Origin of the sequence: Mesorhizobium sp. M2A.F.Ca.ET.042.01.1.1 (genome assembly GCF_003997405.1) — a bacterium.
Taxonomy (GTDB): Bacteria; Pseudomonadota; Alphaproteobacteria; order Rhizobiales; family Rhizobiaceae; genus Mesorhizobium.
In genome coordinates, this window is record NZ_RZRX01000019.1 from 1 (window position 1) to 26,679 (window position 26,679).

Below are 26,679 nucleotides of genomic sequence, written 5' to 3' on the forward strand. Positions count from 1 at the left end.
GACGCAGGACACCTCGCTGCTGCATCGCTCGGTGAAGGAGAACATCCTTTACGGCCGGCCGGACGCGACCGACGAGATGCTGATCGAGGCGGCGCGGCGGGCGGAGGCGCTCGATTTCATCGGCGGCCTTTCGGACCACAATGGGCGTAAAGGGTTCGATGCCCATGTCGGCGACCGCGGCGTCAAACTCTCCGGCGGCCAGCGGCAGCGCATCGCGATCGCCCGCGTCATGCTGAAGGACGCGCCGATCCTGATCCTCGACGAGGCGACCTCGGCGCTCGATTCGGAGGCCGAGGCGGCGATCCAGGAGAACCTCTACAAGCTGATGCAGGGCAAGACCGTCATTGCCATCGCGCACCGGCTGTCGACGATCGCGGCAATGGACAGGCTCGTCGTCATGGACAAGGGCCGCATCATCGAGGAGGGCTCGCATGAGGAGCTCGTCGCCAAGGGCGGGCTCTACGCCCAGCTCTGGCAGCGCCAGTCAGGCGGCTTCCTGCTCGATGACGGACCGGCCGAGTCCGACGCCAAGGCGACGGAAATGGCGGCGGAGTAACGCGATCGCGATTGGGATCAAGGTTACGGCGATTGCCGGGAATCGATCCCGGGCGTAACCACGGTACGGCCAGAGGCCCTGCCTCGACCTGCTCACAGAGGCCCGCCGGCGACCAAATCGGGTGCCGGCGGGTTTGTGGCCTCCACGAGACAAAAATGTTCGACCGCATCTTCACCTGGTTCGAAAGCCGTTATTCACCGGTGGCGCTGGCCGACGACAGGCAGCCGCCAATGGGGCTTTGGCGGTTCTACTGGTATTTCATTAGGCAGTTTCGCGCCGCCTATCGGCTGCGCATGATCATCGTTGCCGTAGCGGCAATCATCGACGCGATGCTGCCGATTTTCGTCGGCATGATCGTCGGCCTGCTCGCCAGCACCAGGCCCGGCGATTTCTTCGCCGCACATGGGCCGCTGCTCGTCCTGATGGCCTTCGTCGTGCTTTTGCGTCCGCTGTCGATGGTCGTCGATGCGCTGATCCGCAACCATGCCATCGCGCCGAACCTCATCGACCTCATCCGCTGGCAGAGCCACTGGCATGTCGTGCGCCAGGACTGGTCGTTCTTCCAGAACGACTTTGCCGGCCGCATCGGAACCAAGGTCATGCAGAGCGGCGATTCGGTGGAGATGAGCGTCAATCTCACCGTCGATGCCGTCTGGTACGCGCTGGTGTTCGTCGCGGTCGCCATCGTGGTGCTGGCCCGGCTCGACACGCTTCTGCTGGCGGTCGTGGCGGTCTGGCTGTTGTTCTATTGCCTGATCTTCTGGTCCGCGATGCCCAGGATCACGCAACGCTCGTCCCAATTGTCGGAGCGGTGGTCGCAGGTGAGCGGCCGCATGGTCGACAGCTACACCAACATCCTGACGCTCAAGACATTCTCGACCGGCGAGCACGAGGACAAATATGTCTCGCAGGCGGTGGTCGAGCACGCCGACACATTCTACCAGCTGATGCGCGTTTTCACGCTGATGTGGTCGGCCTTGTTCGTCCTCAACGCGGCGCTGCTTATCGCCGTGAGCTGGCTGGCGCTCGCTGGCTGGAACGCCGGGACGATGACCACCGCCGCCGTGGCGACGGCGATACCTTTCGCGCTGCAGATCGCCAACATCTCCGGCAGGATCCTCGATGTCGGCGCCAATGTCTTCCGGCAGATCGGCGTCGCCAGCAACTCGATGACGACGATCGCGCGGCCGATCGTCATGCAGGACCAGCCGGACGCACCGGCCCTCGTCGTGACCGCCGGCGGCATCGAGTTCGACCGGGTGAACTTCAACTATTGGCGCAAGGACGGCAAAGGCGGCGTCATCGACAATCTGTCGCTGAAGATCGCGCCGGGCGAGCGGGTCGGCCTCATCGGCCGTTCCGGGGCCGGCAAATCGACGCTGGTCAATCTCGTGCTGCGGCTGTACGACGTGCAGGACGGCAAGGTGCTGATCGACGGGCAGGACATCCGCAACGTCTCGCAGGAGAGCGTTCGCGCGGCGATCGGCTTCGTCAACCAGGACACCTCGCTCTTGCACCGGTCGGTTCGCGAGAACCTCAAATATGGGCGCCAGTCGGCCAGCGACGAGGCGATGGTCAGCGCCGCGAAAGCCGCCCAGATCGACGAGGTGATCGCGGGGCTCACCGATCCCCATGGACAGAGCGGCTATGAGGCGCTTGTCGGCGAGCGCGGCGTGAAGCTGTCCGGCGGCCAGCGGCAACGCATCGCCATTGCCCGCGTTATGCTGAAGGACGCGCCGATCCTCATCCTCGACGAGGCGACCTCCGCGCTCGATTCGGAGGTGGAGGCCGCCATCCAGGAGAATCTCTACAAGCTCATGCAGGGCAAGACCGTCATCGCCATCGCGCACCGGCTGTCGACGATCGCGGCGATGGACCGGCTCGTCGTCATGGACAAGGGCCGCATCGTCGAGGACGGCTCGCATGAGGCGCTGATCGCCAAGGGCGGGCTCTATGCCCAGCTCTGGCGCCGCCAGTCCGGCGGCTTCCTGCTGGAGGAAAAGCCGGTCGCCGACGCCCCGCCGACGAAAGGTGAAGCCGCCGAATGATGCAGGCCATCTATCGCTGGTTCGAGCACTGGGTCTACCCGTTCCGCGAGCCCGCGAATCTGCGGCCGCCCGCCAGCGTCGGCGGCTTCCTCTGGCACTATGTCGGACAGGCGAAGCTCGCCTTCTTCGCCATGCTGATCATCGGCGGCATCGCGCCGCTGGTCGAGGCCGGCCTGTTCTATTTCGTCGGCAGGCTGGTCGACATACTCGACCAGTTGCCCGGCGAGCGCAGCTGGCACGCGCTGTGGACCGCCGCGGGTCCCGAGCTCTTGTTCATGGGCGCGGTCGTGCTCGTCATCCGCACGGCCGTCGTCGGCCTGTCGGCGCTGGTCGACGAGCAGACGATCACGCCAGGATTCTACAACCTGGTGCGCTGGCAGGCGCACCGGCATGTCTCGCGCCAGTCCTATGCCTTCTTCCAGAACGATTTCGCCGGCCGCATCGCGACAAAAGTCTGGCAGGCGGGGCAGGCGACGGGCGACCTGATGGAAAGTTTCATCGAGGTCATCTGGTTCATGATCATCTATACTGTGACGACGCTGGCGCTGGTCGCCGGCCTGGACCTCAGGCTGGCGGTTCTGGTGGTGGTCTGGATCGCCGTGTTCGGCTGGCTGGCCAAACTCTATTTGCCGCAGATCCGCAAGCACGCCGAGGCGACAGCCGAGGCCGGGTCGATGATCACCGGCCGGATCGTCGATTCCTACTCCAACGTGCAGACGCTGAAGCTGTTCTCGGCGGATGGCGACGACCGCTACATCCGCAGCGGCTTCGACACCTATCTCGACGCGCTGCGGCCGTTCACGCGCCGTCTGACCGGCGTGCGCATGGCGCTGACGACGTTGTCGGGCGTCATGATCACCGTGATCGCCGGCTTCGCTATTTATCTGTGGGTCGAGGGTTCGATCACGGTCGGCGCTGTCGCCTTCACGCTTTCTCTGGTCCTCAGGCTCAACATGCTGCTTGGAAGAGTGATGATGCAGCTCAACGGCATTTTGAGAAACCTCGGCGTGCTGGAGAATTCCAAGGCGATGATCTCGCAGCCGCTCGGCCTCACCGACGCCCCGGATGCAAAGGAACTGGTCGTAACCGGCGGTCGTATCGACGTCAGCAACGTCACCTTCCATTACGGCAAGGGGGCAGGAGTGCTCGACGCCATCGACCTCGTTGTGCGTCCGGGCGAGAAGGTCGGCATCGTCGGCCGCTCCGGCGCCGGCAAGACGACCTTGGCCAATCTGATCCTGCGCCTCTACGACCTTGAAGGCGGCCAGATCCTGATCGACGGCCAGGACATCGTGCATGTGACGCAGAACTCGCTGCGCGGCAATATCGGCGTGGTCAGCCAGGACACGGCGCTGTTCCACCGCTCGCTGCGCGACAACATCAAGCTCGGCATGCCGGACGCCACCGACGCGCAGGTGATCGCCGCGGCGAGAAAGGCCGAGGCGCATGACTTCATCCTGCGACTGCGCGACACCAGAGGCCGCGCCGGCTACGACGCCTATGTCGGCGAGCGCGGCGTGAAACTTTCCGGCGGCCAGCGGCAGCGCGTGGCGATCGCACGCGTCTTCCTCAAGGACGCGCCGATCCTCATCCTCGACGAGGCGACCTCGGCGCTCGATTCGGACATCGAGGCTGCGATCCAGGAAAACCTGACCCGCCTGATGGAAAACAAGACCGTGATCGCCATCGCGCACCGGCTCTCCACCATCGCGGCGCTCGACCGGCTGGTGGTGCTCGACGGCGGCCGCATCGTCGAACAGGGCACGCATGACGAGCTGGTGGCGCTCGACGGGCTCTATGCGCGGCTTTGGAAACGGCAGTCGGGCGGCTTCCTGTTCAACGAGGAAAGCGCGCTGGCAGAGACGCGGCCGGCGGAGTAGAACGGCGTCATGTCGGTACGTATGCCTACCAATTTCGGACGCTCAGGCGCGCAGGAAAGCGCGCTCGACCTGCTCGGCCACGAAATCCTCGCCGAAAAGGCCGCAGCGCTTGGCCGCGCCGGCCAGCGCGTGGAGGAAACCCTTGCCAGATTGCGCCAGAGGGGGGAGGGCGAGCACCGCAACCGGCTGCTCAAGGAAGCGGCCGCGGCCGTGCACGCCTATTTCATCCAGCGCGAGCTTTGCGGTCTGCGCAAGCACGACGCGGTGATCCGCGAATACGACATCCCACGGGCGGTTTTGGTCAGGCTCGGCGCCAGCTAGGCGCTCTTTGGTTTGACCACAATCTTTCCCGAAAACCGATTCCCACTTTTTGCTACGCTGACCTGCGGTTCGGTATTATGCCCTATTCCAGCCATTCCGTGATGAAGTGGCCGTTCTCGTGGATGTCGGTGCTTTCGAGCGGACCGGGGCCGAGATTGGTGAATTTGTGCGGCGTGTCGGGGGGCACGATCAGGATTTGGCCGGGGGTTGCCCTGATTTCCTGGTCGCCGATGGTGAAAAGGCCGGTGCCGGAACGGATGACGAAGATCTCCGCATAGGGATGCTTGTGCAGGCGCGGGCCGGCGCCGATCTTCTCCTGATAATTGAAGATCAGGCAGGAATTGGCGCCGAACTGGCCGCATTGCAGCTCGCCTTTCCAGCGGTCCGGGGATTCGGCCCAGCTGTCGCGTTCAATGACATGCGCCATGGCCTCTACTCCTTCGCCGGTATCCAGGGATTGAACAACCTCACGCCGGTACCTTCAAAATCCTTGGTGTTGCGGGTCACGATTGTCATGTTGTTGACCAGCGCGGTGGCAGCGATATAGGCGTCGCGGTCAGGCTTGGGATCTGGGCCGTGGAGCGGCGCGCAACGCAGCACGACTGCGAGATCCACAGGCAATATGCGCTCCGCCATTTCGGCGACCAATCCGTCCACCCAGGCGCGCAGAATCACTCCTTTCTTCTCGTCTTTTCGCTCGGCTCTCAGGGCGCCGATCTGGGCCTCAAGAATGCTGACGGCTGATACATGGAACTCGCCCGGATTTCGGCTCTCGGCCCAGGCCCAGACGTTCGGGTCGCATCGGTCTTTCCGCCTCAGTTCGGAAATGACATTGGTATCGAGCAGATACATCAGTCCAACTCGGGCGGGCGCAGAGATAAGGCCTTGAGCTCCGGGATTTCGAAATCAAAATCGGCTTCGGGGCGATCATCGGCAATCGCGTCTGCGAGGCTTCTATGTTTCTCCGGCTTGCCCTGGGCTTTCAGTTTCTCATATTCCTCGATCGACATCAGCACATGCGAGGGCCTGCCTCGGTCGGTGATGATGACCGGACCGTTCCTGGCCGCGCGTTTTGCGAGTGCCGTATCCTGGTTGAACTCACGGCTCGACATGGTGGTCGCCTTCGTCGAGATGTTCATTTCGGCACCTCTTCCCAGAAGATGTAGACATATTGCTACATCCGTCAATGTGCGTCAAATTTCCGCTTGGCCAAAATGCCCGCGACAATCTGCCCTTGTGGCCTCACCCCGCTGGACAAAAACGGGCCGCACGCATAAACCGAAAATCCAAATGCCGGAGGAATTCGCTAGCCTGTTCGCCATGCGCTGTCGGGCAGGTGCGATTGAGCGGGGACAAGGCTCGGCCTCCGGTTAGGAAGAGGCGAAAGGATCAGGCACCCGTGAGCGCAACCGACATCCACGATCCCAACCGTCGCGATTTTCTCTACGTAGCCACCGGCATGGCCGCCGTTGTCGGCGCGGGAGCCGTCGCGTGGCCGTTCATCGACCAGATGCGCCCCGATGCCTCGACGCTGGCTCTCGCCTCGGTCGAGGTCGACGTCTCCTCGCTGCAGCCGGGCAGCTCGCTGATCGTCAAATGGCGCGGCAAGCCGGTGGTGGTGCGCAACCGCACCGAAAAGGAAATGAAGGACGGCGAGGCCGTCAATCTCGCCGATCTCAAGGACCCGATCGCGCGCAATGCCAACCTGCCGTCCGACGCGCCGGCGACCGACGCCAACCGCACGACGCCCGGCAAGGAAGCCTGGATGGTGATGGTGCAGGTCTGCACCCATCTCGGCTGCATCCCGCTCGGCCAGGAAGGCGATTTCGGAGGCTGGTTCTGCCCGTGCCATGGTTCGCAATACGACACCGCCGGCCGCATCCGCAAAGGTCCGGCGCCGGAGAACATGGCGATCCCGGTATTCAAGTTCATTTCCGATACCAAGATCCTTATCGGTTGAGGCAGGGGACATTTCGATGAGCGAGGGACACTCGACCTATACGCCCAAGACCGGTATCGAGCGCTGGTTCGACGCGCGCATGCCGCTGCCGCGGCTGATCTATGACAGCTTCGTCGCCTATCCGGTGCCGCGCAACCTCAACTACATGTGGACGTTCGGCGGCATCCTGTCGATCATGCTGGTCTCGCAGATCCTGACCGGCATCGTGCTGGCGATGCACTACACGTCCGACACCAATCTCGCCTTCGATTCGGTCGAGAAGATCATGCGCGACGTGAATTCGGGATGGCTCCTGCGCTATCTCCATTCCAACGGCGCCTCGTTCTTCTTCGTCGCCGTCTACATCCACATCTTCCGCGGCCTGTTCTACGGCTCCTACAAGGCGCCGCGCGAGCTCCTGTGGATCCTCGGCTGCATCATCTACCTGCTGATGATGGCCACCGGCTTCATGGGCTACGTGCTGCCCTGGGGACAGATGAGCTTCTGGGGCGCCACCGTGATCACCGGCTTCTTCAGCGCCATTCCGCTGGTCGGCAACTGGATCCAGCAGCTGCTGCTCGGCGGCTTCGCGGTCGACGATCCGACGCTGAACCGCTTCTTCGCGCTGCATTACCTGTTGCCGTTCATGATCGCCGGCGTCGTGGTGCTGCACATCTGGGCGCTGCATGTCGTTGGCCAGTCGAACCCGACCGGCATCGAGGTCAAGTCGAAGACCGACACCGTCGCCTTCACGCCCTACGCGACCATCAAGGACGCGTTCGGCATGATCGTGTTCCTGTTCTTCTTCGCCTATTTCGTCTTCTACCTGCCGAACTATCTCGGCCACCCGGACAACTACACGGTCGCCAACCCGCTGAAGACGCCAGCCCACATCGTTCCGGAATGGTACTTCCTGCCGTTCTACGCGATCCTGCGCGCCATCACCTTCAACATCGGCCCGATCAACTCCAAGCTCGGCGGCGTGCTGTGCATGTTCGGCGCCATCGCCATGCTGTTCCTGGTGCCGTGGCTCGACACCTCCAAGGTGCGCTCGGCGGTCTACCGTCCGTGGTACAAGCTGTTCTTCTGGCTGTTCGTGGCCGACGCCATCCTGCTTGGATGGCTGGGCTCGCAGCCGGCGGAAGGCGCCTACGTGTTCATGGCGCAGATGGCGACGCTGTTCTATTTCGCCTTCTTCCTGATCGTCATGCCGGTACTTGGCCTGATCGAGACGCCGCGCAGGCTGCCGAACTCGATCACCGAGGCGGTGCTGGAAAAGAACAAGGGCGGCAGCGGACATCCGGCAGGCGCGACCGCCGCGCCGGAAACCAAAGGCTGAGGATCTGAGGGGATTTTGGGTATGAAGAAGATTCTCACCTCGCTGGCGCTGCTCGGCCTGGTGGTCGCGGGCACCTGGATGTCAAGTGCTGGGGCCATCGCCGCGGAAGAGGAACACAACGCGGCCGCGCCGACGCATTTCCCGATCAACGAGCCGAAGGAAATGAGCTGGAGCTTCGCCGGCCCGTTCGGGACCTACGACAAGGCGCAGCTGCAGCGCGGCCTCAAGGTCTACAAGGAAGTCTGCTCGGCCTGCCACTCGATGAACCTCGTGGCCTTCCGCACGCTGGAAGGGCTCGGCTATTCGGAAGCGCAGATCAAGACGCTGGCCGCCGGATACACCATCCATGACGGCCCGAACGACGCCGGCGACATGTTCGATCGTCCCGGCAAGCCGTCGGACCACTTCCCGGCGCCGTTCCCGAACGAGCAGGCCGCGGCTTCCGCCAATGGCGGCGCCGCTCCGCCGGACATGTCGCTGCTCGCCAAGGCGCGCGGCGTCGAGCGCGGCTTCCCGCGCTTCATCTTCGACATCTTCACGCAATATGCGCAGGGCGGCCCGGACTATATCCACTCGCTGCTCACCGGCTACGACCAGACGCCGCCGGCCGGCATGGTGATCCCGGAAGGCACGCACTACAACCCGTACTTCCTGTCCGGCGTGTCCCTGAAGATGCCGAAGCCGCTCTCGGATGGCCAGGTGACCTATGACGACGGCTCGCCGCAGACCGTCGACCAGTATGCCCGTGACGTCTCGGCCTTCCTGATGTTTGCCGCCGAACCGCATCTCGAGGACCGCAAGAAGACCGGCTTCCGCGTCATGATCTTCCTGCTGCTCTTCGGCGCGCTGGTCTACATGACCAAGCGCAGGGTGTGGGCCGACGTCGCGCACTGAGCCGCGGCCGGCTTCCAGAAAAATGCAAGGGCGCCGAAAGGCGCCCTTTTTGTATCTCGGAACCGCGTCGATCCGGCCATGTCACATGGCCGTCATTGCGCATGGCGATCCTGCCTTGCCCCTACCGCAAAGGATCGTTCCCATGAAAAGATTCGCGCCGCTCGCAGCCGTGTTGCTGCTTCTTGTCGCCAGCCCGGCCGTCCAAGCCGAGGACGCCCAGCCCTTCGTCACCAACAAGGACATCGACCTGACGATGATCCTGCCGCCGCCGCCCGCCAACGATTCGGCCGAGACCAAGGCCGAACTCGGCGAGGTGTTGACCCTGCAGGTGACGCGCACGCCCGAAATGGAGAAGCGCGCAATTGCCGATGCCGAAGAGAATGTCTGGCGCTTCGCCGACGTCATGGGAGCGAAATTCAACAAGGAGACGCTGCCGAAGTTCAGCGCGTTCTTCGATCGCGTGGTCGCGACTGAAGGCGCGGTCGTCGACCCGGCCAAGGACCTCTGGAAGCGTCCGCGCCCGCATCAGCTCAGCGATCTCGTCAAGCCCGTGGTGAAGTTGTCCAATTCCGGTTCCTGGCCGTCTGGCCATGCCACGGTCGGCACCATGATGGCCATCATCCTGTCCGACATGGTGCCGGAAAAGCGCGCCGAGATCATGGCCCGCGCGGCCGAATATGCCCATAACCGTGTGGTCGGCGGCATCCACTACCCGTCCGACATCGAGATGGGCAAGATTTCGGGCAGCGTGATTGCGGCGGTCCTGCTCAGCCGTCCCGATTTCAAGGCCGAGTTCGAAGTGGCGCGCTCCGAGCTGCGCTCGGACCTAGGCATGTAGTTGCCAGGCAAGCGCCTGCTTTTCGAAGGGCGCCTTCGCAGGCGCCCTTTTCGTTACGGCCGAGGCCGGTCGGCGCCAATGCTTTGCCGGATGTGCTTGTCTCTGGCGCGACATCGCGGTAGCCCTTGTCGGTCGCGTCGGGCAGCAATGGCCGACGCCAAATCCGACAGCCGGACACGCGGAAAGCCTCGATGAAATCCTCCCTCGAAGACACGCTGCTTGCGGCCATCCGCACCATTCCGGATTACCCAAAGCCCGGCATATTGTTTCGCGACATCACCACGCTGCTTGGCGATGCCCGCGCCTTTCGCCGTGCCATCGACGAACTGGTGCATCCCTATGCCGGGCTGAAGATCGACAAGATCGCCGGCATCGAGGCGCGCGGCTTTATCCTGGGCGGCGCCGTGGCGCACCAGCTTTCGGCCGGCTTCGTGCCGATCCGCAAGAAGGGCAAGCTGCCTTACGAAACGGTGCGCGTCGCCTACAGCCTCGAATATGGCCTGGACGAGATGGAGATGCATAAGGACGGCGTCTCGCCCGGCGAGAAGGTGATCGTGGTCGACGACCTGATCGCCACCGGGGGCACCGCGGAAGCAGCGGTGAGGCTACTCAGGCAGATCGGCGCCGACATCGTCGCGGCTTGTTTCGTCATCGACCTGCCGGACCTCGGCGGCCGCAAGAAGCTGGAAGCGCTCGGCGTGCCGGTCAGGACGCTGATCGGGTTCGAGGGGCATTAGCGCGGCTTTCCCTTCTCCCCTTGTGGGAGAAGGTGTCGCCAAAGGCGACGGATGAGGGGTGCTCCAGATGCCGCCAGCGTCTCACTCCGCTGGAACACCCCTCATCCGTCTCGGCGCTGCGCGCCGATCCACCTTCTCCCACAAGGGGAGAAGGAAGAGACATTACTCCACCTTCACCAGCACCGCGCTGTCGAATTCAATCACCTTGTCGCCGGTCGAATCGAACCCTTCCGAGCGCAGCGTGAGCAGGTTCCAGCCCGGGCGTCCCGCGAGCGGGCGGTGTGCCAGCGCGGTGCGCGTGAAGGTCACCGTCTCGCCCGCGTAGACCGGCTTCAGCCATTTCAGATTGCGGAAGCCGGGCGAGGGGCCGAATTCGGGCTGCGGGCCGGGGCCGGTCCAGCGCACGCCCTCGGTCTCCATGCGCTTTGCGAGGTTGTATTTCATCCAGGTGGCGGCGGTGTGCCAGCCCGAGGCGCAAAGCCCGCCGAGCACGCTCTTCTTCGCCGCCTCCTCATCGACATGGAAGACCTGCGGATCGTATTTCCTGGCGAACGCCTTGATCTCGTCAGCCTCGAATTTGTGCGAGCCGAGCGTGACGGTCTGGCCGATCAGGAAGAATTCGTCGAGGGTCATGCCGCGGCCTCGCGGGTGAGGAACATGCCGATGTTCTCCAGCTCGAAGACACTCTCGCCGCGCTGGTTGACCAGTTCGCTGCGCATGGTGATCAAGCCGAGCTGAGGCCGCGATTTGGACTGGCGCTTGGACAGGATCGTGACCGTGCCGCGCAAGGTATCGCCGGCCAGAACCGGCTTCTTCCATTTCACATGCTCGATGCCGGGCGACCCTTGAGACGTCGAATCGAGCAGGAAGGCGTCGCACAGCATGCGCATGAACATCGCGCAGGTGTGCCAGCCCGAAGCCGAAAGGCCGCCGAGGATGCTCGCCCTGCCGGCTTCCTCGTCGAGATGCATCGGCTGGGCATCGAATTCCGAGGCGAATTCGATGATCTCGGCAGCGCTTACAGTCTTGCTGCCGAGGTCGAGCGAGGACCCCTCGACGAAATCCTCATAGGCCCAGGTCTTTCCGGTCATGCTGGCAATCCGGTTGACGAATGCGTGATCCCCAAATCGGCATTCCCGGATGAAGGTCCAAGGCAATTTGGTCAAGTGATTTCTGGTAAGCCAGCCGTCGCCGGCCGACGCTGTCAGAGCCAGCCGCGGCGGCGAAAATACCAGAAGGGCAGGATGGCCGAGACCACCATCAGGCCGATGGCGAAGGGATAGCCGAACTCCCATTTGAGCTCGGGGATGATGTCGAAATTCATGCCGTAGATCGAGGCGACCAGCGTCGGCGGCAGAAAGATGACGGCGGCGACCGAGAAGATCTTGATGATGGCGTTCTGCTCGATCGAGATCATGCCGAGCGTGGCGTCGAGCAGGAAGGAGATCTTCTGCGACAGGAAGGTGGCATGGTCGGCGAGCGACAGCACGTCGCGCGACAGCGTCTTGATACGGGCGCGCACATCCTTGCTCATCTTGGTCTGGCCCGCGACATGGGCGAGGAAGCCGGCGAGGCGCTGCAGCGAGATCAGGCTGTCGCGGACCGAGGAGGCGAGGTCCTCCTTGCGGCCGATGCCTTTCAGGAGCTCCTGAAAATCACGGTTGCGCTTCGAGGCCTTGGTCGAGCGCGCCTGGAAAATGTCGCGCGAGATCGCCTCGACCTCCCGGCCGGCGCGCTCGAGGATGTCGGCCAGGCGATCGACGATCGCCTCGAGAAGGCCGATCAGGATGGTGTCGCCGCTGGTGCAGCCGGTCGCCACCTTTTCGGCCCGCAACGGAAAGGTCTTGAAGGCCTTGGGTTCGTGGTAGCGGATGGTGATCAGCCGATTGCCGGCAAGCGCGAAGGTCACCGGCGACATCAAAGGATCGTCGGCCTCGGTCTGCGCCGGCAGCACGGCGGTCATGAAGTAGCCGCCGTCCTCGACATAGAGGCGGCTCGATATCTCGATCTCCTCCATCTCCTCGCGGGTCGGGATGGCTATGCCCAGCCAGCCCTCGATGCGCGCCTCTTCCTCCTTGGTCGGGTTGAAGAGGTCGGCCCAGACGACCCTGTCGCCATCCGCCGCGAGATCCTCGGTGAGACGCAGGCGGTCATTGTCCACGACGAAGGTCTTTATCATCGCCGGGTCTCCTGAAGGATCAGGTGTTGAACTTGAACAGCATGATGTCGCCGTCCTGGACGACATACTCCTTGCCTTCGTCGCGCGCCTTGCCGGCTTCCTTGGCGGCCACTTCACCGCCCAGCGTGACGAAGTCGTTGTAGGAGATGGTCTGGGCGCGGATGAAGCCGCGCTCGAAGTCGGTATGGATGACGCCGGCTGCCTGCGGCGCCTTATCGCCCTTGTGGATCGTCCAGGCGCGCGTCTCCTTCGGCCCGACGGTGAAGTAGGTGATCAGGTGCAAGAGCTCGTAGCCGGCGCGGATCACCTTGTTGAGGCCCGGCTCGTCGAGGCCGATCGAGGCAAGGAACTCCATTTCCTCTTCGTCGGAAAGCTGGGCGACTTCCGCCTCGATCGCCGCCGAGATCACCACCGTGCCGGCGCCCTGAGCTGCCGCCATCTTCTCCACCGCGCGCGTGTGCTCGTTGCCGGTGGCGGCGTCCGCCTCGGCGACATTGCAGACATAGAGAACGGGATGCGAGGTGAGCAGGTTCAGCCCCTGCAGGATGCGCAGATCCTCCGGTGCGATGCCGTTGAGCAGGAAGCGCGTCGGCTTGCCGGCCTGCAGCAATTCGAGCGACGCCTCCATCATCGGCAGGACGGCCATGGCTTCCTTGTCCTTGCCGGCGGCCCGCTTGCGGACCTGGAGGATGCGGCGCTCGATGCTTTCGAGGTCGGCGAGCATCAGCTCGGTCTCGACCGTCTCGGCGTCGGCGACAGGGTCAATACGGCCCTCGACATGGGTGATGTCGTCATCCTCGAAGCAGCGCAGCACATGCACGATCGCATCGACCTCGCGGATGTTGGCTAGGAACTGGTTGCCCAGCCCTTCGCCCTTGGAGGCGCCGCGCACCAGGCCGGCAATGTCGACGAAGGAGATGCGGGTCGGGATGATCTCCTTCGACTTGCCGATCGCCGCGATCTTCTGCAGGCGCGGATCCGGCACCGCCACCTCGCCGGTGTTCGGCTCAATGGTGCAGAAAGGATAGTTGGCGGCCTGCGCGGCGGCCGTCCTGGTCAACGCATTGAACAGCGTCGACTTGCCGACGTTGGGCAAGCCAACGATGCCACATTTGAAACCCATGTTCGTCCAGTCCTGTCGGAATTCGATTTTGCTGAGGGCTATGGGCGATAGCGGTGACGAACGTCAAGCCCTGGGCGACGTTCGTTCGGCGCTCACTCCTTGCCGAACAGCTTCTTCAGCATCGCGGCCATCGGGCCGCTCTCGGGAAGCTTTGCCGCCGGCTGCTGCGGGCGCGCCTGGCGGACATGGCTTTGCTGCTTCGGCGGCTTGGGCGGCGGGCGGTCCTCATCGCCGGTCGGCACGAGTTTTTCACGCAAGGCGAGCGTGACGCGGTTCATGAAGGAATTGTCGTCGCCCTTGGCGAGCAGAGCGGCATCGTCGGCGATTGCGTCCAGTAGGACATCCAGCCATTCGCGATCGGTCTTGGCGAAATCGCCGAGCACATGGCCGTGCACCATCTCCTTGACGCCGGGGTGGCCGACGCCGATGCGCACCCGGCGATAGGCATTGCCGACATGCTGGTCGAGCGAGCGGATGCCGTTGTGGCCGCCGGAGCCGCCGCCCACCTTGACCCTGAGCTTGCCGGCGGCAAGGTCGATCTCGTCATAGAAGACGGTGAGCGCGGACGGCTCGAGCTTGTAGAAGCGCAGCGCTTCGCCCACCGACTGTCCGGAAAGGTTCATGAAGGTCTGCGGCTTGATCAGCAGCACCTTCTCGCCGCCGAGCGTGCCTTCCGAGATCAGGCCCTGGAATTTTCGCGACCAGGGCGAAAAGGAATGGCGGCGGGCAATCGCGTCCGCCGCCATGAAGCCGACATTGTGCCGGTTGTTTTCGTATTTCGTGCCCGGATTGCCGAGGCCTGCAAAGACAAGCATTGTCTTCTCTGGCATCGCCGCCTCCGGACGCTTGAGAGAAATTACTTCTCTTCGGCCGCCGGGGCCGCCGTTTCTTCCGCAGCCTCCGTGGTCGCTTCCGTCTCCGGCTTCATCGCCGACGAGCCGGCAATGGTCGCGATGGTGAAGTCGCGATCGGAGATGACCGGCTTGACGCCGGCCGGCAGCTTGACCGCCGAGATGTGGATCGAGTCGCCGATGTCGGTGCCGGCGAGATCGACGGTGATGAATTCCGGGATCGCGTTGGCCGGGCAGTGGAACTCGACTTCGTGGCGAACGATGTTGAGCACGCCGCCGCGCTTGATGCCGGGCGACTTGTCCTCATTTATGAAGTGGACGGGCACGTCGACATTGACCTCGGTGTCCTTGCCGATGCGCAGGAAGTCGACATGGACAGGGAAATCCTTGACCGGGTCGAGCTGGAAATCCTTCGGCAGGACCTGAATCTTCTTGCCGTCGACATCGATCGTGGCGACCGTGGTCAGGAACCCGCCGCCATGGATCTTGTAGAAGATGTCCTTGTAGTTCAGCGCAATCGCCAGGGGAGGCTGCTTGTCGCCGTAGATAACTGCAGGCACTTTACCGTTGCGGCGAACTGCGCGGGCGGACCCCTTACCGACCTGTTCGCGCGCTTCGGCTTTGAGCTCATAAGCATCGTGGCTCATGGCATTTCCTTTCGCGTGTTGTGGAGCGCTCGCGGTCGGCGTAAGCCCGACCGTAAACGTCGAAAGCCGTCGCGGCCTTGCACGATCCGTCCGATGCGTTTGGCAATCCAAATGCGTTGGAATCATGCGAGGCCTGGCCGGCCTTCCTCCGCGTTGCCTCCAAGGGTGTCTACGCGGGTGGCGGCTCTATAGCGGAAGGCGGGCAAGCGCGCAAGCGGTTGTGCCGGAAGGCTTGCAGGGCGTTTTCCGATGCCGAAAACATAAACCGGATCTCCGTTCGTGACAAATGTAGGATCGGGCGGCTTCCGGTCGTCCTGCGGCATGCAACCAGATCCGTGGGACCAAAATGAAACTCCTGTTCAGCCGCAATCCCAATCCTCGCCTCGCGGTCGCGACGGCGCGCTATCTCAAGGCTAGGATCGCGTTCGAGTTCGCATCGCCGATGGCGCCGGGGCAGGCCGAGCGCTACCAGGCGCTCAACCCCAATCTGACCTTGCCGATCTTGGTCGGCGCCGGATGGAGCCTGTGGGAGACGGACGCCATCGCCTGCCGGCTTTCGCGCCAGATGCGTTCAGATTTCTGGCGCCGCGGGGACGATGAGCCGGACATGATCCGCTGGATCAGTTGGGGCAAGGAACGGTTCGCCTTCGCCTGCGACATGGTGCATTTCGAGCGCGGGACCAAGCAGCGTTATGGACTCGGCCCGATCGATCAGGCGCTGGTCGAGGAGGGGCTCAGGCAATTCCATAAGGCCGCGGCTGTCCTCGAGCCCGAGCTTGCCGCGCGGGAATGGCTGGTCGGCAATTCCATCTCCTATGCGGACTTCCGCATGGCGACGTTCCTGCCTTTCAATGATGTCGCCGGATTGCCGCTCGACGACTACCCGTCGATCCACCGCTGGTACGGCCGGCTGGAGGCGATCGACGCCTGGCGCGATCCGTTCCAGGGGCTGGAGGCGCCGCCGTTGCCGCCGGTGAAGGCGGAGGCGTGACCACACTGGCTTTTGTGCAATTCCAGACGGAGAAGGCTACGCTTTTTTCCCGGAATTGCCCTAGGCGGCGTCAACCACCTGGCCGCCGTTCAACGCATCGCGCAATTTCTGGATTTGCCGATTTAGGGCATCGAGCTCGGCCAACGTCATGCCCGAGCGCTCGATCAGGGTCTCGTTCAGGCAATTGCACTGGACGAGCAAGGCTCGCCCGATAGGGGTCAGGTCGACCTGCACCTGGCGCTCGTCGGTCTGGCTGCGCTGGCGAGTGACGAGGCCGGCCTGTTCCATTCGCTTCACCAGTGGAGTGATGGTGCTCGATTCCAGGGCGAGCCGATGCGCGATGCTGCCCACCGACATGCCGTCAGTCTCTCCCAGCGCATTGAGCACGAGATATTGCGGATAGGTGATGCCCATTTCGTCCAGCATCGGTTTGTAGGTACGATTGATTGTCATGCTGGTCGCGTAGAGCGTGAAACAGAGCTGATTGTCCAAGGGAAGGGGCACGACACGATCCTTTTGCCGACTGATAACCGATTATGTACCACAGAAAATGTTATCGTGATACATATTTCTATGGACAAGCCGGCTCGACAGCGGTACGCATATCATTATCGTGATATTATTTATTGCGAAAATTACAAAGGAGATGGAGATGACTGAAGCTTCGCAGATCAAAATTGGCAGCGGCACGATCACCACGAAGGACGGAACGCAGATCTTCTACAAGGACTGGGGGACCGGTCAGCCGATCGTCTTCCACCATGGCTGGCCGCTGAGCAGCGACGACTGGGACGCCCAGATGCTGTTCTTCCTGTCGAAGGGCTACCGCGTCATCGCGCATGACCGGCGTGGACACGGCCGTTCGACCCAGACTGACACCGGCAACGAGATGGACACCTATGCCGCCGATGTAGCGGCGCTCGTGGCGCATCTCGATCTTAAGAACGCGATCCATGTCGGCCATTCGACCGGCGGCGGCGAGGTGGCTCGCTACGTGGCGCAGTATGGTGGCGGCGGTCGGGTTGCCAAGGCCGTTCTGATTGGCGCGGTGCCGCCGATCATGCTGAAGAGCGACGCCAATCCAGGCGGCCTGCCGATCCAGGTGTTCGATGGCTTCCGCGCGGCCCAGGCCGCTAATCGCGCCCAGTTCTTCCGTGACGTTCCGGCCGGGCCGTTCTATGGCTTCAACCGTCCGGGCGCGATGGTCTCGCAAGCCGTTGTCGACAATTGGTGGCGCCAAGGCATGATGGGCGGCACCAAGGCGCATTACGATTGCATCAAGGCCTTCTCGGAAACCGACTTCACCGAGGACCTGAAGAAGATCGACGTACCGGTGCTGGTCATGCATGGCGACGACGATCAGATCGTGCCGATCGCGGACTCCGCTCTGCTTTCGATCAAGCTGCTCAAGAAGGGCGAGCTCAAGGTCTACAAGGGCTTCCCGCACGGCATGGCGACGACCCATGCGGATGTCATCAACGCCGACCTGCTGGCCTTCTTCAAGGCTTGAAGCAGGACGCCAAACACGAAGCACCCGCCAGGCGGCGGGTGCTTCGATCTTCGGAGGCCGTTTGGAGTGCCCGGGCAATCAGGCCCTTCGCGCTTCCTTCATATTGGGCAGGAACACCGTCAGCAGACCGAGGAAGGGCAGATACGAGCAGACCTGGAAAACGAAATCGATACCCTTCACGTCGGCGATGACGCCGAGCACCGCGGCGGCGATGCCGCCTATGCCGAAGGCGAAGCCGAAGAAGATGCCGGCGATCGTGCCGACGCGGCCCGGAACCAGCTCCTGCGCGAACACCACGATGTTGGAGAAGGCCGACGACAGGATCAGGCCGATCAGCACGGTGAGCACCATCGTCCATTCCAGATTGGCGTAGGGCAGCGCCAGCGTGAAGGGCAGGACGCCGACGATCGAGAACCAGATCATCGCCTTCTGCCCGTAACGGTCGCCGAACGGACCGCCAAGCAGGATGCCCAGCGCCGATGCGCCGAGGAACAGGAAAAGCATGACCTGACTCGTCTGCACCGAGACGCCGAACTTGTGGATGGAATAGAAGGTGTAGTAGCTGGACAGCGAGGCGATATAGGCGTTCTTGGTCAGCACCAGCAGCGTCAGCACTGCGAGCGCGCCCATCACCTTCTTGCGCGGAAAGGGCGATACATGGGCAACCTGCTTGCGGGTGGCCTGCGAGGCGCGCATTCGGCTGTACCAGCCGCCGACCTGCCACAGCACGAAGATGCCGATCAGCGAGCCGATGGCGAACCAGGAGATGCTGGTCTGGCCGAAGGGCACAACGATGAAGGCTGCGAGCAGCGGGCCCATCGACTGGCCGAAATTGCCGCCGACCTGGAACAGCGACTGCGCAAGGCCGAAGCGGCCGCCCGAGGCGAAGCGCGCGATGCGCGAGGATTCCGGATGGAAGATCGCCGAGCCGATGCCGATCAGCGAGGCGCCGACCAGAAGCAGCACATAGTGGCCGGCATAGGCCAGCACGATCAGGCCGACCAGCGACGAAGCCATGCCCCAAGGCAAGGAATAGGGCATTGGCCGCTTGTCGGTGATCATGCCGATCACCGGTTGCAGCAGCGAGGCCGTGACCTGGAAGGTGAAGGTCAGAAGGCCGATCTGCCAGAAATCGAGACTGTAATTCTCTTTGAGGAGCGGATAGATCGCCGGCAGCAGTGACTGCATGATGTCATTGATGCCGTGGCAGAAGCTCACCGAAAGGATGACGGCAAAGACCGTCGCTTGCGCCGAGGTGCTGCTTGCCGTCGCCGGCGTGGCGACGGTTGTGGCGGTCGTATCAGTCAAGGCAATGCTCCGTAGTCTTTTTGGCGGCGAACCGCAGCAGTCTCATGGATAGGACGCTTGCCTTATAATCGGCTTGAATGGCGACTTCTTTCGTGGTTTGGTCCAATAGTTTCGCAAGTGGGCCACATCCGATGCCGCATGGCCGGGAAATCTTCAGAGGCGACGCCGCCGAGCTGGGCCGGCTGCATGAAAGCCGCTGGCAGTGGCTGGAGGAGGCCGTCGGGCCGGCGGTGGCGTTGCCGACCGAATATCCGGACGGCTATCACGTGCCGCAACACCGCCACAGCCGCAGCCAGCTTTTGCATGCCCTGGTGGGGGTGGTGCTGGTGACGACGAAGCACGGGCGCTGGATGGTGCCGCCCGACCATGCGATGTGGATACCGGCCGGCACCGAGCATTCGGTCGAGATGCTGGGCGACGTCTCGATGCGCTCGGTCTATGTGATGCCTGATGCCATTGCCGGCCTGCCGGAGGGATTGCGCGTCGTCGGCATCACCGAGCTGATGCACAGCCTGATCGTTGAATCGGAGAAATTGCCGCAAGGCGGCGAGCTCGAAGGGCGGGCAGCGCTGGTCATGGGACTGCTGCTGCACGAGATTCCGAACCTGCCGGAACGCCCGCTTGGGTTGCCTTTCCCGTCCGATCCGAAGCTCGCGGCGCTTTGCAGGCGCTTCGTGGCGGCTCCTTCGCCGCACGCCACTATCGACGAGTGGGCGGATGCCGCAGGCATGAGCCGGCGCACTTTCACCCGCGCTTTCCAGCGCCAGACCGGGCTGTCGCTTTCGACCTGGCGCCAGCAGGCCTGCCTGTTCGCCGCGCTGCCAAGGCTCGCCGACGGCGAGCCGATCACCAGGGTGGCGCTCGATCTCGGCTATGACAGCGTGCCGGCCTTCACCACCATGTTCAAGCGCATGCTCGGCGCTTCGCCGCGCGGCTATATGCGCGGCGCGCGCGATGCCGGTGAAAACCCGCGCCGCACAGGCGGTCCGATCGCTGCGTGAGACGGCGCCGCGGCATGGGCCGATGCGTCGCCTCTCCGGGTTCCATTCAGATTTCTGGTTGCAAATTGCAATCAGATATGGTCCTTTTGGGGGACGCGAAATCGGAGGAACGCTATGGCGACGATCGTCTATGCCATGCTGACATCGCTCGATGGCTATATCGCAGGGCCGAGCGGAGACATCGACCTGCCGGTCCCCGAAGAGGAACTTCATCAGCATTTCAACGACGAGATGCGGCGGACGTCGATCGCGCTCTGCGGACGCCGGATGTATGAGACCATGCGCTTCTGGGACAGCCCGGAGCGCGAGATCGCCGCCGAGGAGGTCGAGCGGGATTTTGCCCACGCCTGGCGTGAAACGCCGAAGATCGTGTTTTCGACCACGCTTCAGGAAGTCGGGCCGAATGCCCGTCTGGTGAAGGGGGACGCGGAGGCGGTGGCGAGGTCGCTGAAGGGAGAAGCAACTGGCGAGATTTCCGTCTCCGGCGCTGAGTTGGCCTCCCATCTCGCACGCGCGGGGCTGATCGACGAATACCGGCTCTATATGCATCCAGTCGTGCTCGGCGGCGGCAAGCCGTATTTCCAGTCCGGCCTGTCGCTGGCGTTGAAGCCGCTCGGCACGGAGCGGCTTGCGCAAGGCGTGACGCTGCTGCGTTACGCGCCTATCGAAATCGATTAGAGCAATTCCAGGAAAAGTGTGAGCGGTTTTCCGTCCGGAATTGCGCAAAAACAAAGGGATAGAGCGGTTCGCCGTTTCCGTGAAACGGTGAAACGCTCTAGTCGAACAGGCTCGAGACCGACTCTTCCGTCGCCGTGCGCGAGATCGCCTCGCCCATCAGGTCGGCGATCGAGATGACGCGGATGTTCGGTGCATCGAGCACGCCCTGCGTCGGCTGGATGGAATCGGTGATCACCAGTTCCTGCAGCTTCGAACCGGCGATACGGGCGACGGCGCCGCCCGACAGCACGCCATGGGTGATGTACGCGGTGACGCTGGTCGCGCCGTTGGCGAGCAGCGCGTCGGCCGCGTTGCACAGCGTGCCGCCGGAATCGACGATGTCGTCGATCAGCAGGCAATCCTTGCCGGCGACCGCGCCGATGATGTTCATGACTTCCGATTCACCCGGGCGCTCGCGGCGCTTGTCGACGATGGCCAGCTGCGCGTCGAAACGCTTGGCCAGAGCGCGCGCCCGAACCACGCCGCCAATGTCGGGCGAGACGACGACGACATTGCCGAGCTGCTTGTACTTGGCCTTCACGTCGCGGGCCATCACCGGCACCGAGAACAGATTGTCGGTCGGGATGTCGAAGAAACCCTGGATCTGGCCGGCATGCAGGTCGAGCGTCAGCACGCGGTCGGCGCCGGCGCGGGTGATCATGTTGGCGACCAGCTTGGCCGAGATGGGCGTGCGGCCGGAGGCGCGGCGGTCCTGCCTTGCATAGCCGAAATAGGGGATGACCGCCGTGATGCGCCGGGCCGAGGAGCGCATGAAAGCGTCCATCATGATGAGCAGTTCCATCAGATGGTCGTTGGTCGGATAAGAGGTGGACTGCAGGATGAAGACATCCTCGCCGCGCACGTTTTCCTGGATCTCGACGAAGATTTCCTGGTCGGCGAAGCGCCTGACGCTGGCCTTCCCCAGCGGGATGTTGAGATAGCGAGCGACCGCTTCGGCCAGCACCCGGTTGGAATTGCCCGCGAAAAGCTTCATGCACCGTTCCTGGTGAAGGATGGAGAGACCCGAGAGACTCTCAACGAGCCTTTTAAGCGGGCTTTTAGCGGCCCGCGCCGGTATTGCAAGCCTCGTTATCGGGAATCCCTTCGGCGACTGCAACAAACAAGCAAAACATCGCAAGCCGGCAACAGTTCGGCCGGCTACCGTACGGTCAACCGGCGCCGCCGCTGCCGAGCCACGCGGCGAACTGGTCGATCGTCTGGTCGGCGATGGCCTGCATGGTCGCGGGCGCCACCGCGGGCCAGCCCTCGCCGCTGCCGACCGTGGGCGCTTTCTGCTGGCCGTTGATGCGATGCAGGCGGTTCCCCGAGGGGTCGTAAATGTCCCAGACGTAGATGACGGTGGTGTCCTTGCCCTCGGACATCGTCGAGAAATAGCCTTTCAGCACATGCGTCGCCGTCTGGTCGGTGCTGCCGACAAGCGTCAAGCCGCGTTGCTTGGCGCGGGTCTGCAGTTCCGCCGTCAACGGTGCTGCCGCGTCCACCGATGCGCCGACGATCGGCGCCACCTGCAACCGTGTCTTGGCCAGGGCGGCGGTCTGGGCCGATGTCCTGGGTGACGCTGTGGTGGAAGGCGCGGGAGAAGGGGCAGGCGCGGTCGTGGTCGGGGTTGTGGCCGTCGTCGATGTGCCCTGCGGGGCGGCCGAGGACTGGGCCGAGCTCGCCGGCGGAGTGATGGCCGAAGGTTCGAGCACGTCCTTGGCGTTGGTGCAGGCGCCGAGCGCCAGCGCCGCAAGCAATGACACGGTCGTCATCCGCGATCGTCTCATTTGCTTGAAAACTCCCTATTGGCGAACGCCCCCGCGTGAACCAACCATTATGGATTCACTGCACGATCAAGTCGAGATCATGGCGCGACAGCGGCTTCGGCGCCGATTCCGTGGTGAGGTAGGTGCGGCCGAGCGTCATGGCCGTCTCGGTCTCGGAGTCCATGATGATCATATGCGCGAACAGCGTCATATTGGGCGCGATCGGCTCCGGATTGCCCTGGTAGAACATCGGCATGTCCATCCAGGATGGCGTGAAGCGGGCGCCGACCGAGTAGCCGCAGGCGTTCAGCCGGTGCTTGGTCAGATTGTGTGCTTCGAGCGTGCGGGCATGCGCGTCGAAGACATCGCCGAAGGTGTTGCCCGGCGTCATCGCCTTTTCGACCGCGAGCAGCGCGGCTCGGGAAGCGTCGAACAGTTCCTGATGGCGCTTCGACACCTTGCCCGTCAAAATGGTGCGCATCATGGGGGCATGATAGTGGTGGAACACGCCGGCCCATTCGAGCGTCAGCTGGTCGTTCTTGGTAAGCTTGCGGCGGCCGGCCTTGTAGCGGCAGAGCAGGGCGTCGGCGCCTGAGCCGATGATGTATTCGTTGGCCGGATAGTCGCCGCCGCCGGCAAAGACCGCGCCCTGCATGGCGGCGAGGATGAGCCTTTCGTCACCGCCCTGCTTGATCAGCGGCAGGGCGGCATCGAGCGCGTCGTCGGAAAGGTTGGCGGCCTTTTCCGCCTTGGCGATCTCGGCCGGGCTCTTGAACAGGCGCAGCCGGCCGACGATGCCGGAGGCATCGGCGATCTGGCCGAAAGTCTGCAACTGCTCGTCGAGCCGGCGGCCGTTATAGGCGGTCAGGCCATGGGTGTCATATTCGACGCCGATGCGGGCGCCGAGCAGATCGAGGTCGTTGAGCAGGTTGCGCAGGTCGATCGCCGGGTTGGCGCCCTGACGATCGGTCCACAGCACGATGTTCTCGAGGGTCGAGGTATGGCGCGCCTGCCTCAGATCAGCCGAGCGGGTGAGCAGCACCATCGAGCCGTCGGCCTTCACCACCAGGCATTGGAAGAAGCAGAAGCCGAACGTGTCGTAGCCGGTCAGCCAGTACATGCTCTCCTGCGCGAACAACAGCACGGCGTCGAGCTTCTTTTCAGCCATCTCGATCAGCAGCCGGTCACGCCGCGCGTCGAATTCCGAACGTTCGAAATGCAGCGCCATTACTCTTTCTCCAGAACGATTGCCGAAACCTGGCGCCCGTAATCCGCTTCCTTGCGGTGTGTGGTGCGCCGGTAGGAAAAGAAAAGGTCTTCTTCCGCGTAGGTGCAGCGGCCAAGCCCCTCGGCGGTCACGCCGGCCTTTCGCAGCCGGTCGACCGTATATTGGTTGAGGTCGAACATCGAGTGGCCGACAGTCCTGGATGGCTTGAAATAGCGTTCATTGCCGGCGTCGGCCTCGACGAAGCGGGCGACGAATTCCGGCCCGACCTCGTAATTGTCGGGCCCGATCGAGGGGCCAAGCACGGCGACGATTCGGTCGCGGCGGGCGCCGAGGCCTTCCATCGCCGCGACGGTGTTCTCGAGCACGCCGGTGAAGGCGCCCTTCCAGCCTGCATGGGCGGCGCCGATGACGCGCGCCTCGGCATCGGCAAACAACACCGGCCCGCAATCGGCGGTCGATGCGCCGATGGCGATGCCCGGACGATCAGTGACGATGGCGTCGGCTTTCGGACGAGGGCCGGCGAAGGGTTCCCTGGCGACAACGACATCCGGCGAGTGGATCTGGTGCGCGGTCAGCAGATGGTCCGCGGGCACGCCCATCCAGTCGGCGACGCGCCGCCGGTTCTCGGCGACCAATGTCTGGTCGTCGCTGGAGCCCGTGCCGATGTTGAGGCCCCGGTAGATGCCGTCGGAGACGCCGCCGATGCGGGTGAAGTAGCCGTGGCGCATGCCTTGCGCCATTTCAAGCAGCGGCGAGCGTACTGGATCGGGTCTGGTCTGATTCAGCATGGTTGGGTTTGTCGTCCGTGCAAGGCGGGTTCGTCAAGGCGAAGTTCGGAGACGAGCGGACCAGCCGCCGCGGCCGCTCGCCGATCTCAGCCGCCTTTCGCCTTCGGCAGGACCTTCATCACCTTGAACAACTCGCCCATCGCGTCGGGGCCGGCCAGGCGTTCGACCGCGTCCGAGATGACCTGCCGTGTTTCGGCATCGGCATCGGCGCCGAGCATTCCGGCACGTTCGAGCAGGCCCATGCCGAGCAGGAATTCGCCCTGGGTCGACAATTGCACATCGAGACCGTGCGCGCGCGCGATGTCGGCAAGAGCGGCGAAATCGACATGGGCGGTGAGGTCGGCTTCGCCTGGATTGGCCAAAACGTCCTCGCGCTCGTGCCGGCGCAGCGCCTGGAAAGTGTCGCCGATACCCGGCTGCAGATGGCCGTAGTCGATGAAAAGGCCGGCGGCGCCCTGGCCGGCTATGCGTTCGGCGATCTGCGCCATCAGCGCCGAGCGAGCAGGCGCCACTTCGACGATGGCGCCTTGCGGCGCATCGGCGGCTGCTGGTGGCAGCAGCGCCGGGTCGACGGACCCCGCGCCGGCGAAGAAGTGCAGTTCGTCGGCGCCATCGAGGCCGACCACGCGCTCACGCCAGCCCGCGCCGACATAGACGAACTGCCGGATAGGCACCGCATCGAACAATTCGTTGCCGACGATGAAGAGCGGCTGTGGCGGCAGCGCGTCGAGGGTCTGGTGCCAGCCAAGCGCAACGTTGTGCCCCGCAAGCGTCTGTTTCTGGATTTCAGTCAGGCGCGGGCTGTTCTCGATCATGGCAAAGGAAGCGCCGGCCACGAGCGCCGGGTCGAGCCGCGACCAGGTGCGCAGCATGTCCTTCATCAGCGTGCCGCGGCCGGGACCGATCTCGGCAAAGGTCGCGGGCAGGGGCCGGCCGGCACCTTGCCAGGCCTGGTAGAGCCAGACGGCGACAAGCTCGCCGAACATCTGGCTGATCTCGGGCGCGGTGATGAAATCGCCGGCGGCGCCGAAGGGCTCGCGCGTCGTGTAATAACCCTCCTCGGGATCGAACAGGCAGAGCGCCATATATTCGCTGACCGGGATCGGCCCCGCCGCGCCGATCAGGCTTTTGATGCGTTCCTTCAGCCGGGTCATGCCGCCCGCGGCTGCGGCGCCGGCTTTGCCGTGACCATGGCCCATATGCCGGCGAGCACCATCGGGGTGGACAGGATCATGCCCATGGTCAGCCAATTGGTGCCGAGCAGATAGCCGAGCTGCTGGTCCGGCTCACGGAAGAATTCGACGAAGATGCGCGACAGGCCGTAGCCGCAGATGAAGGCCCCGCCGACGAAACGCGGCGTCTTCAGCTTCAGGCGCGAATGGGTGAGGAAGCGCAGCACCAGGAACAGCACCAGGCCCTCGAGCAAGGCCTCGTAGAGCTGGCTGGGGTGGCGGGTGAATGGGCCGCCATTGGGGAATTCGATCGCCCAGGGCACGTTCGACGGCCGGCCCCAAAGCTCCGAATTGATGAAGTTGGCGACACGCACAAGGCCGAGACCGACAGGCACGCCTGCCGACACCACATCGAACAATGTCCAGGTCGGAATGCGGCGCTTGAGCGAAAACAGCGTCATGGCGAGGATGACGCCAAGCAGGCCGCCATGGAACGACATGCCGCCTTGCCAGACGGCGAAGATGTCGAGCGGATGCGCGATGTAGCGCGGCAGGTCGTAGAACAGCACATAGCCGGTGCGCCCGCCGAGCACGACGCCGATCGCCGCCCAGACGATGAAATCGTCAAGGTCCTCGGGCTTCATCGGCAGGTGGCCGTCCGGCCAGAGACGAGCGTTGGTGACCAGCCGTTTGGCATACCACCAGGCAAAGAGGATGCCTACGATATAGCCGACGCCATACCAGTGCACAGCCAGCGGCCCGATCTTGACGATGACCGGGTCGATGTGGGGGAAGGGCAGGGAGGCCAGCGGCAAGAGGAAATATTCGCTCAACAGGGTCTCCAGG

Annotated in this window: 30 protein-coding genes; 13 read left to right on the top strand and 17 right to left on the bottom strand. The window is 63.7% G+C overall.

From position 1 onward, the window contains the following. From EOA23_RS04920 to EOA23_RS04935, 4 genes are all read left to right on the top strand, one after another. The coding region (locus tag EOA23_RS04920; protein WP_127303082.1) for an ATP-binding cassette domain-containing protein at positions 1-556 on the top strand (556 nt) is incomplete at its 5' end. A gap of 155 nt (positions 557-711) precedes the next feature. Further along, positions 712-2,604, top strand: a complete 1,893-nt coding sequence (locus EOA23_RS04925) for an ABC transporter ATP-binding protein (protein WP_127303083.1) — start codon at positions 712-714, stop codon at positions 2,602-2,604. Continuing rightward, positions 2,601-4,484: an ABC transporter ATP-binding protein gene (locus EOA23_RS04930; RefSeq protein ID WP_127303084.1), complete on the top strand. Its 1,884-nt coding sequence runs from the start codon at positions 2,601-2,603 to the stop codon at positions 4,482-4,484. Before EOA23_RS04925 ends, EOA23_RS04930 begins: the two co-directional genes overlap by 4 nt. Before the next feature lie 9 nt (positions 4,485-4,493). Next, positions 4,494-4,805, top strand: coding sequence for a DUF6665 family protein (locus EOA23_RS04935; RefSeq protein WP_126059753.1), 312 nt, complete (start codon positions 4,494-4,496; stop codon positions 4,803-4,805). 82 nt (positions 4,806-4,887) lie between these two features. On the opposite strand, the gene EOA23_RS04940 is transcribed toward EOA23_RS04935, so the two are convergent. From EOA23_RS04940 to EOA23_RS04950, 3 genes are read right to left on the bottom strand one after another with little or no spacing between them, the layout of a single operon-like run. Next, positions 4,888-5,232 (bottom strand): cupin domain-containing protein, encoded by a 345-nt coding sequence (locus EOA23_RS04940; protein ID WP_127303085.1) that lies wholly within the window; start codon positions 5,230-5,232, stop codon positions 4,888-4,890. Between the two features lie 5 nt (positions 5,233-5,237). Continuing rightward, positions 5,238-5,657: a type II toxin-antitoxin system VapC family toxin gene (locus EOA23_RS04945; protein ID WP_127303086.1), complete on the bottom strand. Its 420-nt coding sequence runs from the start codon at positions 5,655-5,657 to the stop codon at positions 5,238-5,240. Beyond that, entirely contained in the window at positions 5,657-5,944 is a 288-nt protein-coding gene (locus EOA23_RS04950) for a type II toxin-antitoxin system prevent-host-death family antitoxin (RefSeq protein WP_127303087.1), read from the bottom strand. The genes EOA23_RS04945 and EOA23_RS04950 overlap by 1 nt, the downstream gene beginning before the upstream one ends. A 260-nt stretch (positions 5,945-6,204) precedes the next feature. On the opposite strand from EOA23_RS04950, the gene petA reads away from it, so the two are divergent. From petA to EOA23_RS04975, 5 genes are all read left to right on the top strand, one after another. Continuing rightward, complete coding sequence (gene petA / locus EOA23_RS04955) at positions 6,205-6,765, top strand: ubiquinol-cytochrome c reductase iron-sulfur subunit (RefSeq protein ID WP_042647595.1); 561 nt, start codon at positions 6,205-6,207, stop codon at positions 6,763-6,765. A 16-nt stretch (positions 6,766-6,781) separates the two neighbouring features. Further along, positions 6,782-8,083 (top strand): cytochrome b N-terminal domain-containing protein, encoded by a 1,302-nt coding sequence (locus EOA23_RS04960; protein WP_126059754.1) that lies wholly within the window; start codon positions 6,782-6,784, stop codon positions 8,081-8,083. A 21-nt stretch (positions 8,084-8,104) separates the two neighbouring features. Beyond that, on the top strand, positions 8,105-8,977 hold the full coding sequence (locus EOA23_RS04965) for a cytochrome c1 (protein ID WP_042647593.1): 873 nt from the start codon (positions 8,105-8,107) through the stop codon (positions 8,975-8,977). Between the two features lie 142 nt (positions 8,978-9,119). Then, complete coding sequence (locus tag EOA23_RS04970) at positions 9,120-9,815, top strand: phosphatase PAP2 family protein (RefSeq protein ID WP_127303088.1); 696 nt, start codon at positions 9,120-9,122, stop codon at positions 9,813-9,815. Between the two features lie 191 nt (positions 9,816-10,006). Beyond that, the gene (locus tag EOA23_RS04975) at positions 10,007-10,552 is read left to right on the top strand and encodes an adenine phosphoribosyltransferase (RefSeq protein ID WP_126059756.1); all 546 of its coding nucleotides are present in this window, start codon (positions 10,007-10,009) and stop codon (positions 10,550-10,552) included. 162 nt (positions 10,553-10,714) lie between these two features. On the opposite strand, the gene EOA23_RS04985 is transcribed toward EOA23_RS04975, so the two are convergent. The 6 genes from EOA23_RS04985 to EOA23_RS05010 all read right to left on the bottom strand — a co-directional run bounded on the left by EOA23_RS04985 (position 10,715) and on the right by EOA23_RS05010 (position 15,352). Beyond that, positions 10,715-11,185, bottom strand: a complete 471-nt coding sequence (locus EOA23_RS04985) for a MaoC family dehydratase (RefSeq protein WP_126059757.1) — start codon at positions 11,183-11,185, stop codon at positions 10,715-10,717. Further along, entirely contained in the window at positions 11,182-11,643 is a 462-nt protein-coding gene (locus tag EOA23_RS04990) for a MaoC family dehydratase (protein WP_126059758.1), read from the bottom strand. The genes EOA23_RS04985 and EOA23_RS04990 overlap by 4 nt, the downstream gene beginning before the upstream one ends. Before the next feature lie 113 nt (positions 11,644-11,756). Continuing rightward, complete coding sequence (gene corA / locus EOA23_RS04995) at positions 11,757-12,731, bottom strand: magnesium/cobalt transporter CorA (protein ID WP_127303090.1); 975 nt, start codon at positions 12,729-12,731, stop codon at positions 11,757-11,759. A gap of 19 nt (positions 12,732-12,750) precedes the next feature. Then, positions 12,751-13,854, bottom strand: coding sequence for a redox-regulated ATPase YchF (gene ychF / locus EOA23_RS05000; protein ID WP_127303091.1), 1,104 nt, complete (start codon positions 13,852-13,854; stop codon positions 12,751-12,753). Between the two features lie 92 nt (positions 13,855-13,946). Further along, positions 13,947-14,669 carry an aminoacyl-tRNA hydrolase gene (gene pth, locus EOA23_RS05005; protein ID WP_127303113.1) on the bottom strand — a complete coding sequence of 241 codons (723 nt, stop codon included), beginning with the start codon at positions 14,667-14,669 and terminating at the stop codon, positions 13,947-13,949. Between the two features lie 41 nt (positions 14,670-14,710). Next, positions 14,711-15,352, bottom strand: a complete 642-nt coding sequence (locus EOA23_RS05010) for a 50S ribosomal protein L25/general stress protein Ctc (protein WP_127303092.1) — start codon at positions 15,350-15,352, stop codon at positions 14,711-14,713. Positions 15,353-15,698: 346 nt separating this feature from the next. Here EOA23_RS05010 and EOA23_RS05015 point away from each other — a divergent pair, with 346 nt between their 5' ends. Then, on the top strand, positions 15,699-16,343 hold the full coding sequence (locus EOA23_RS05015; protein WP_127303093.1) for a glutathione S-transferase family protein: 645 nt from the start codon (positions 15,699-15,701) through the stop codon (positions 16,341-16,343). A 60-nt stretch (positions 16,344-16,403) separates the two neighbouring features. Here EOA23_RS05015 and EOA23_RS05020 read toward each other — a convergent pair whose 3' ends face one another. Continuing rightward, the gene (locus tag EOA23_RS05020) at positions 16,404-16,847 is read right to left on the bottom strand and encodes a MarR family transcriptional regulator (protein ID WP_126059763.1); all 444 of its coding nucleotides are present in this window, start codon (positions 16,845-16,847) and stop codon (positions 16,404-16,406) included. A 148-nt stretch (positions 16,848-16,995) separates the two neighbouring features. On the opposite strand from EOA23_RS05020, the gene EOA23_RS05025 reads away from it, so the two are divergent. Then, the gene (locus tag EOA23_RS05025) at positions 16,996-17,853 is read left to right on the top strand and encodes an alpha/beta hydrolase (protein WP_127303094.1); all 858 of its coding nucleotides are present in this window, start codon (positions 16,996-16,998) and stop codon (positions 17,851-17,853) included. A 78-nt stretch (positions 17,854-17,931) separates the two neighbouring features. On the opposite strand, the gene EOA23_RS05030 is transcribed toward EOA23_RS05025, so the two are convergent. Continuing rightward, positions 17,932-19,161 carry an MFS transporter gene (locus EOA23_RS05030; protein ID WP_189341502.1) on the bottom strand — a complete coding sequence of 410 codons (1,230 nt, stop codon included), beginning with the start codon at positions 19,159-19,161 and terminating at the stop codon, positions 17,932-17,934. Between the two features lie 131 nt (positions 19,162-19,292). Between EOA23_RS05030 and EOA23_RS05035 the strand changes: the two genes are divergently transcribed. Then, complete coding sequence (locus EOA23_RS05035; protein ID WP_127303096.1) at positions 19,293-20,162, top strand: helix-turn-helix transcriptional regulator; 870 nt, start codon at positions 19,293-19,295, stop codon at positions 20,160-20,162. Between the two features lie 114 nt (positions 20,163-20,276). Beyond that, the gene (locus tag EOA23_RS05040; protein WP_127303097.1) at positions 20,277-20,840 is read left to right on the top strand and encodes a dihydrofolate reductase family protein; all 564 of its coding nucleotides are present in this window, start codon (positions 20,277-20,279) and stop codon (positions 20,838-20,840) included. Between the two features lie 97 nt (positions 20,841-20,937). Here the strand turns inward: EOA23_RS05040 and EOA23_RS05045 are convergent, their stop codons facing one another. The 6 genes from EOA23_RS05045 to lgt form a co-directional block, all read right to left on the bottom strand. Further along, entirely contained in the window at positions 20,938-21,873 is a 936-nt protein-coding gene (locus EOA23_RS05045) for a ribose-phosphate pyrophosphokinase (RefSeq protein WP_126059768.1), read from the bottom strand. Positions 21,874-22,048: 175 nt separating this feature from the next. After that, positions 22,049-22,666, bottom strand: coding sequence for a hypothetical protein (locus EOA23_RS05050; RefSeq protein ID WP_127303098.1), 618 nt, complete (start codon positions 22,664-22,666; stop codon positions 22,049-22,051). Between the two features lie 55 nt (positions 22,667-22,721). Continuing rightward, positions 22,722-23,873, bottom strand: a complete 1,152-nt coding sequence (locus EOA23_RS05055) for a Xaa-Pro peptidase family protein (protein WP_127303099.1) — start codon at positions 23,871-23,873, stop codon at positions 22,722-22,724. Further along, entirely contained in the window at positions 23,873-24,661 is a 789-nt protein-coding gene (pgeF, locus tag EOA23_RS05060) for a peptidoglycan editing factor PgeF (RefSeq protein WP_127303100.1), read from the bottom strand. Before pgeF ends, EOA23_RS05055 begins: the two co-directional genes overlap by 1 nt. A gap of 86 nt (positions 24,662-24,747) precedes the next feature. Then, positions 24,748-25,815 (bottom strand): class I SAM-dependent methyltransferase, encoded by a 1,068-nt coding sequence (locus EOA23_RS05065; RefSeq protein WP_127303101.1) that lies wholly within the window; start codon positions 25,813-25,815, stop codon positions 24,748-24,750. Next, positions 25,812-26,666, bottom strand: a complete 855-nt coding sequence (lgt, locus tag EOA23_RS05070; RefSeq protein ID WP_127303102.1) for a prolipoprotein diacylglyceryl transferase — start codon at positions 26,664-26,666, stop codon at positions 25,812-25,814. The genes EOA23_RS05065 and lgt overlap by 4 nt, the downstream gene beginning before the upstream one ends. Positions 26,667-26,679 lie beyond the last annotated feature (13 nt).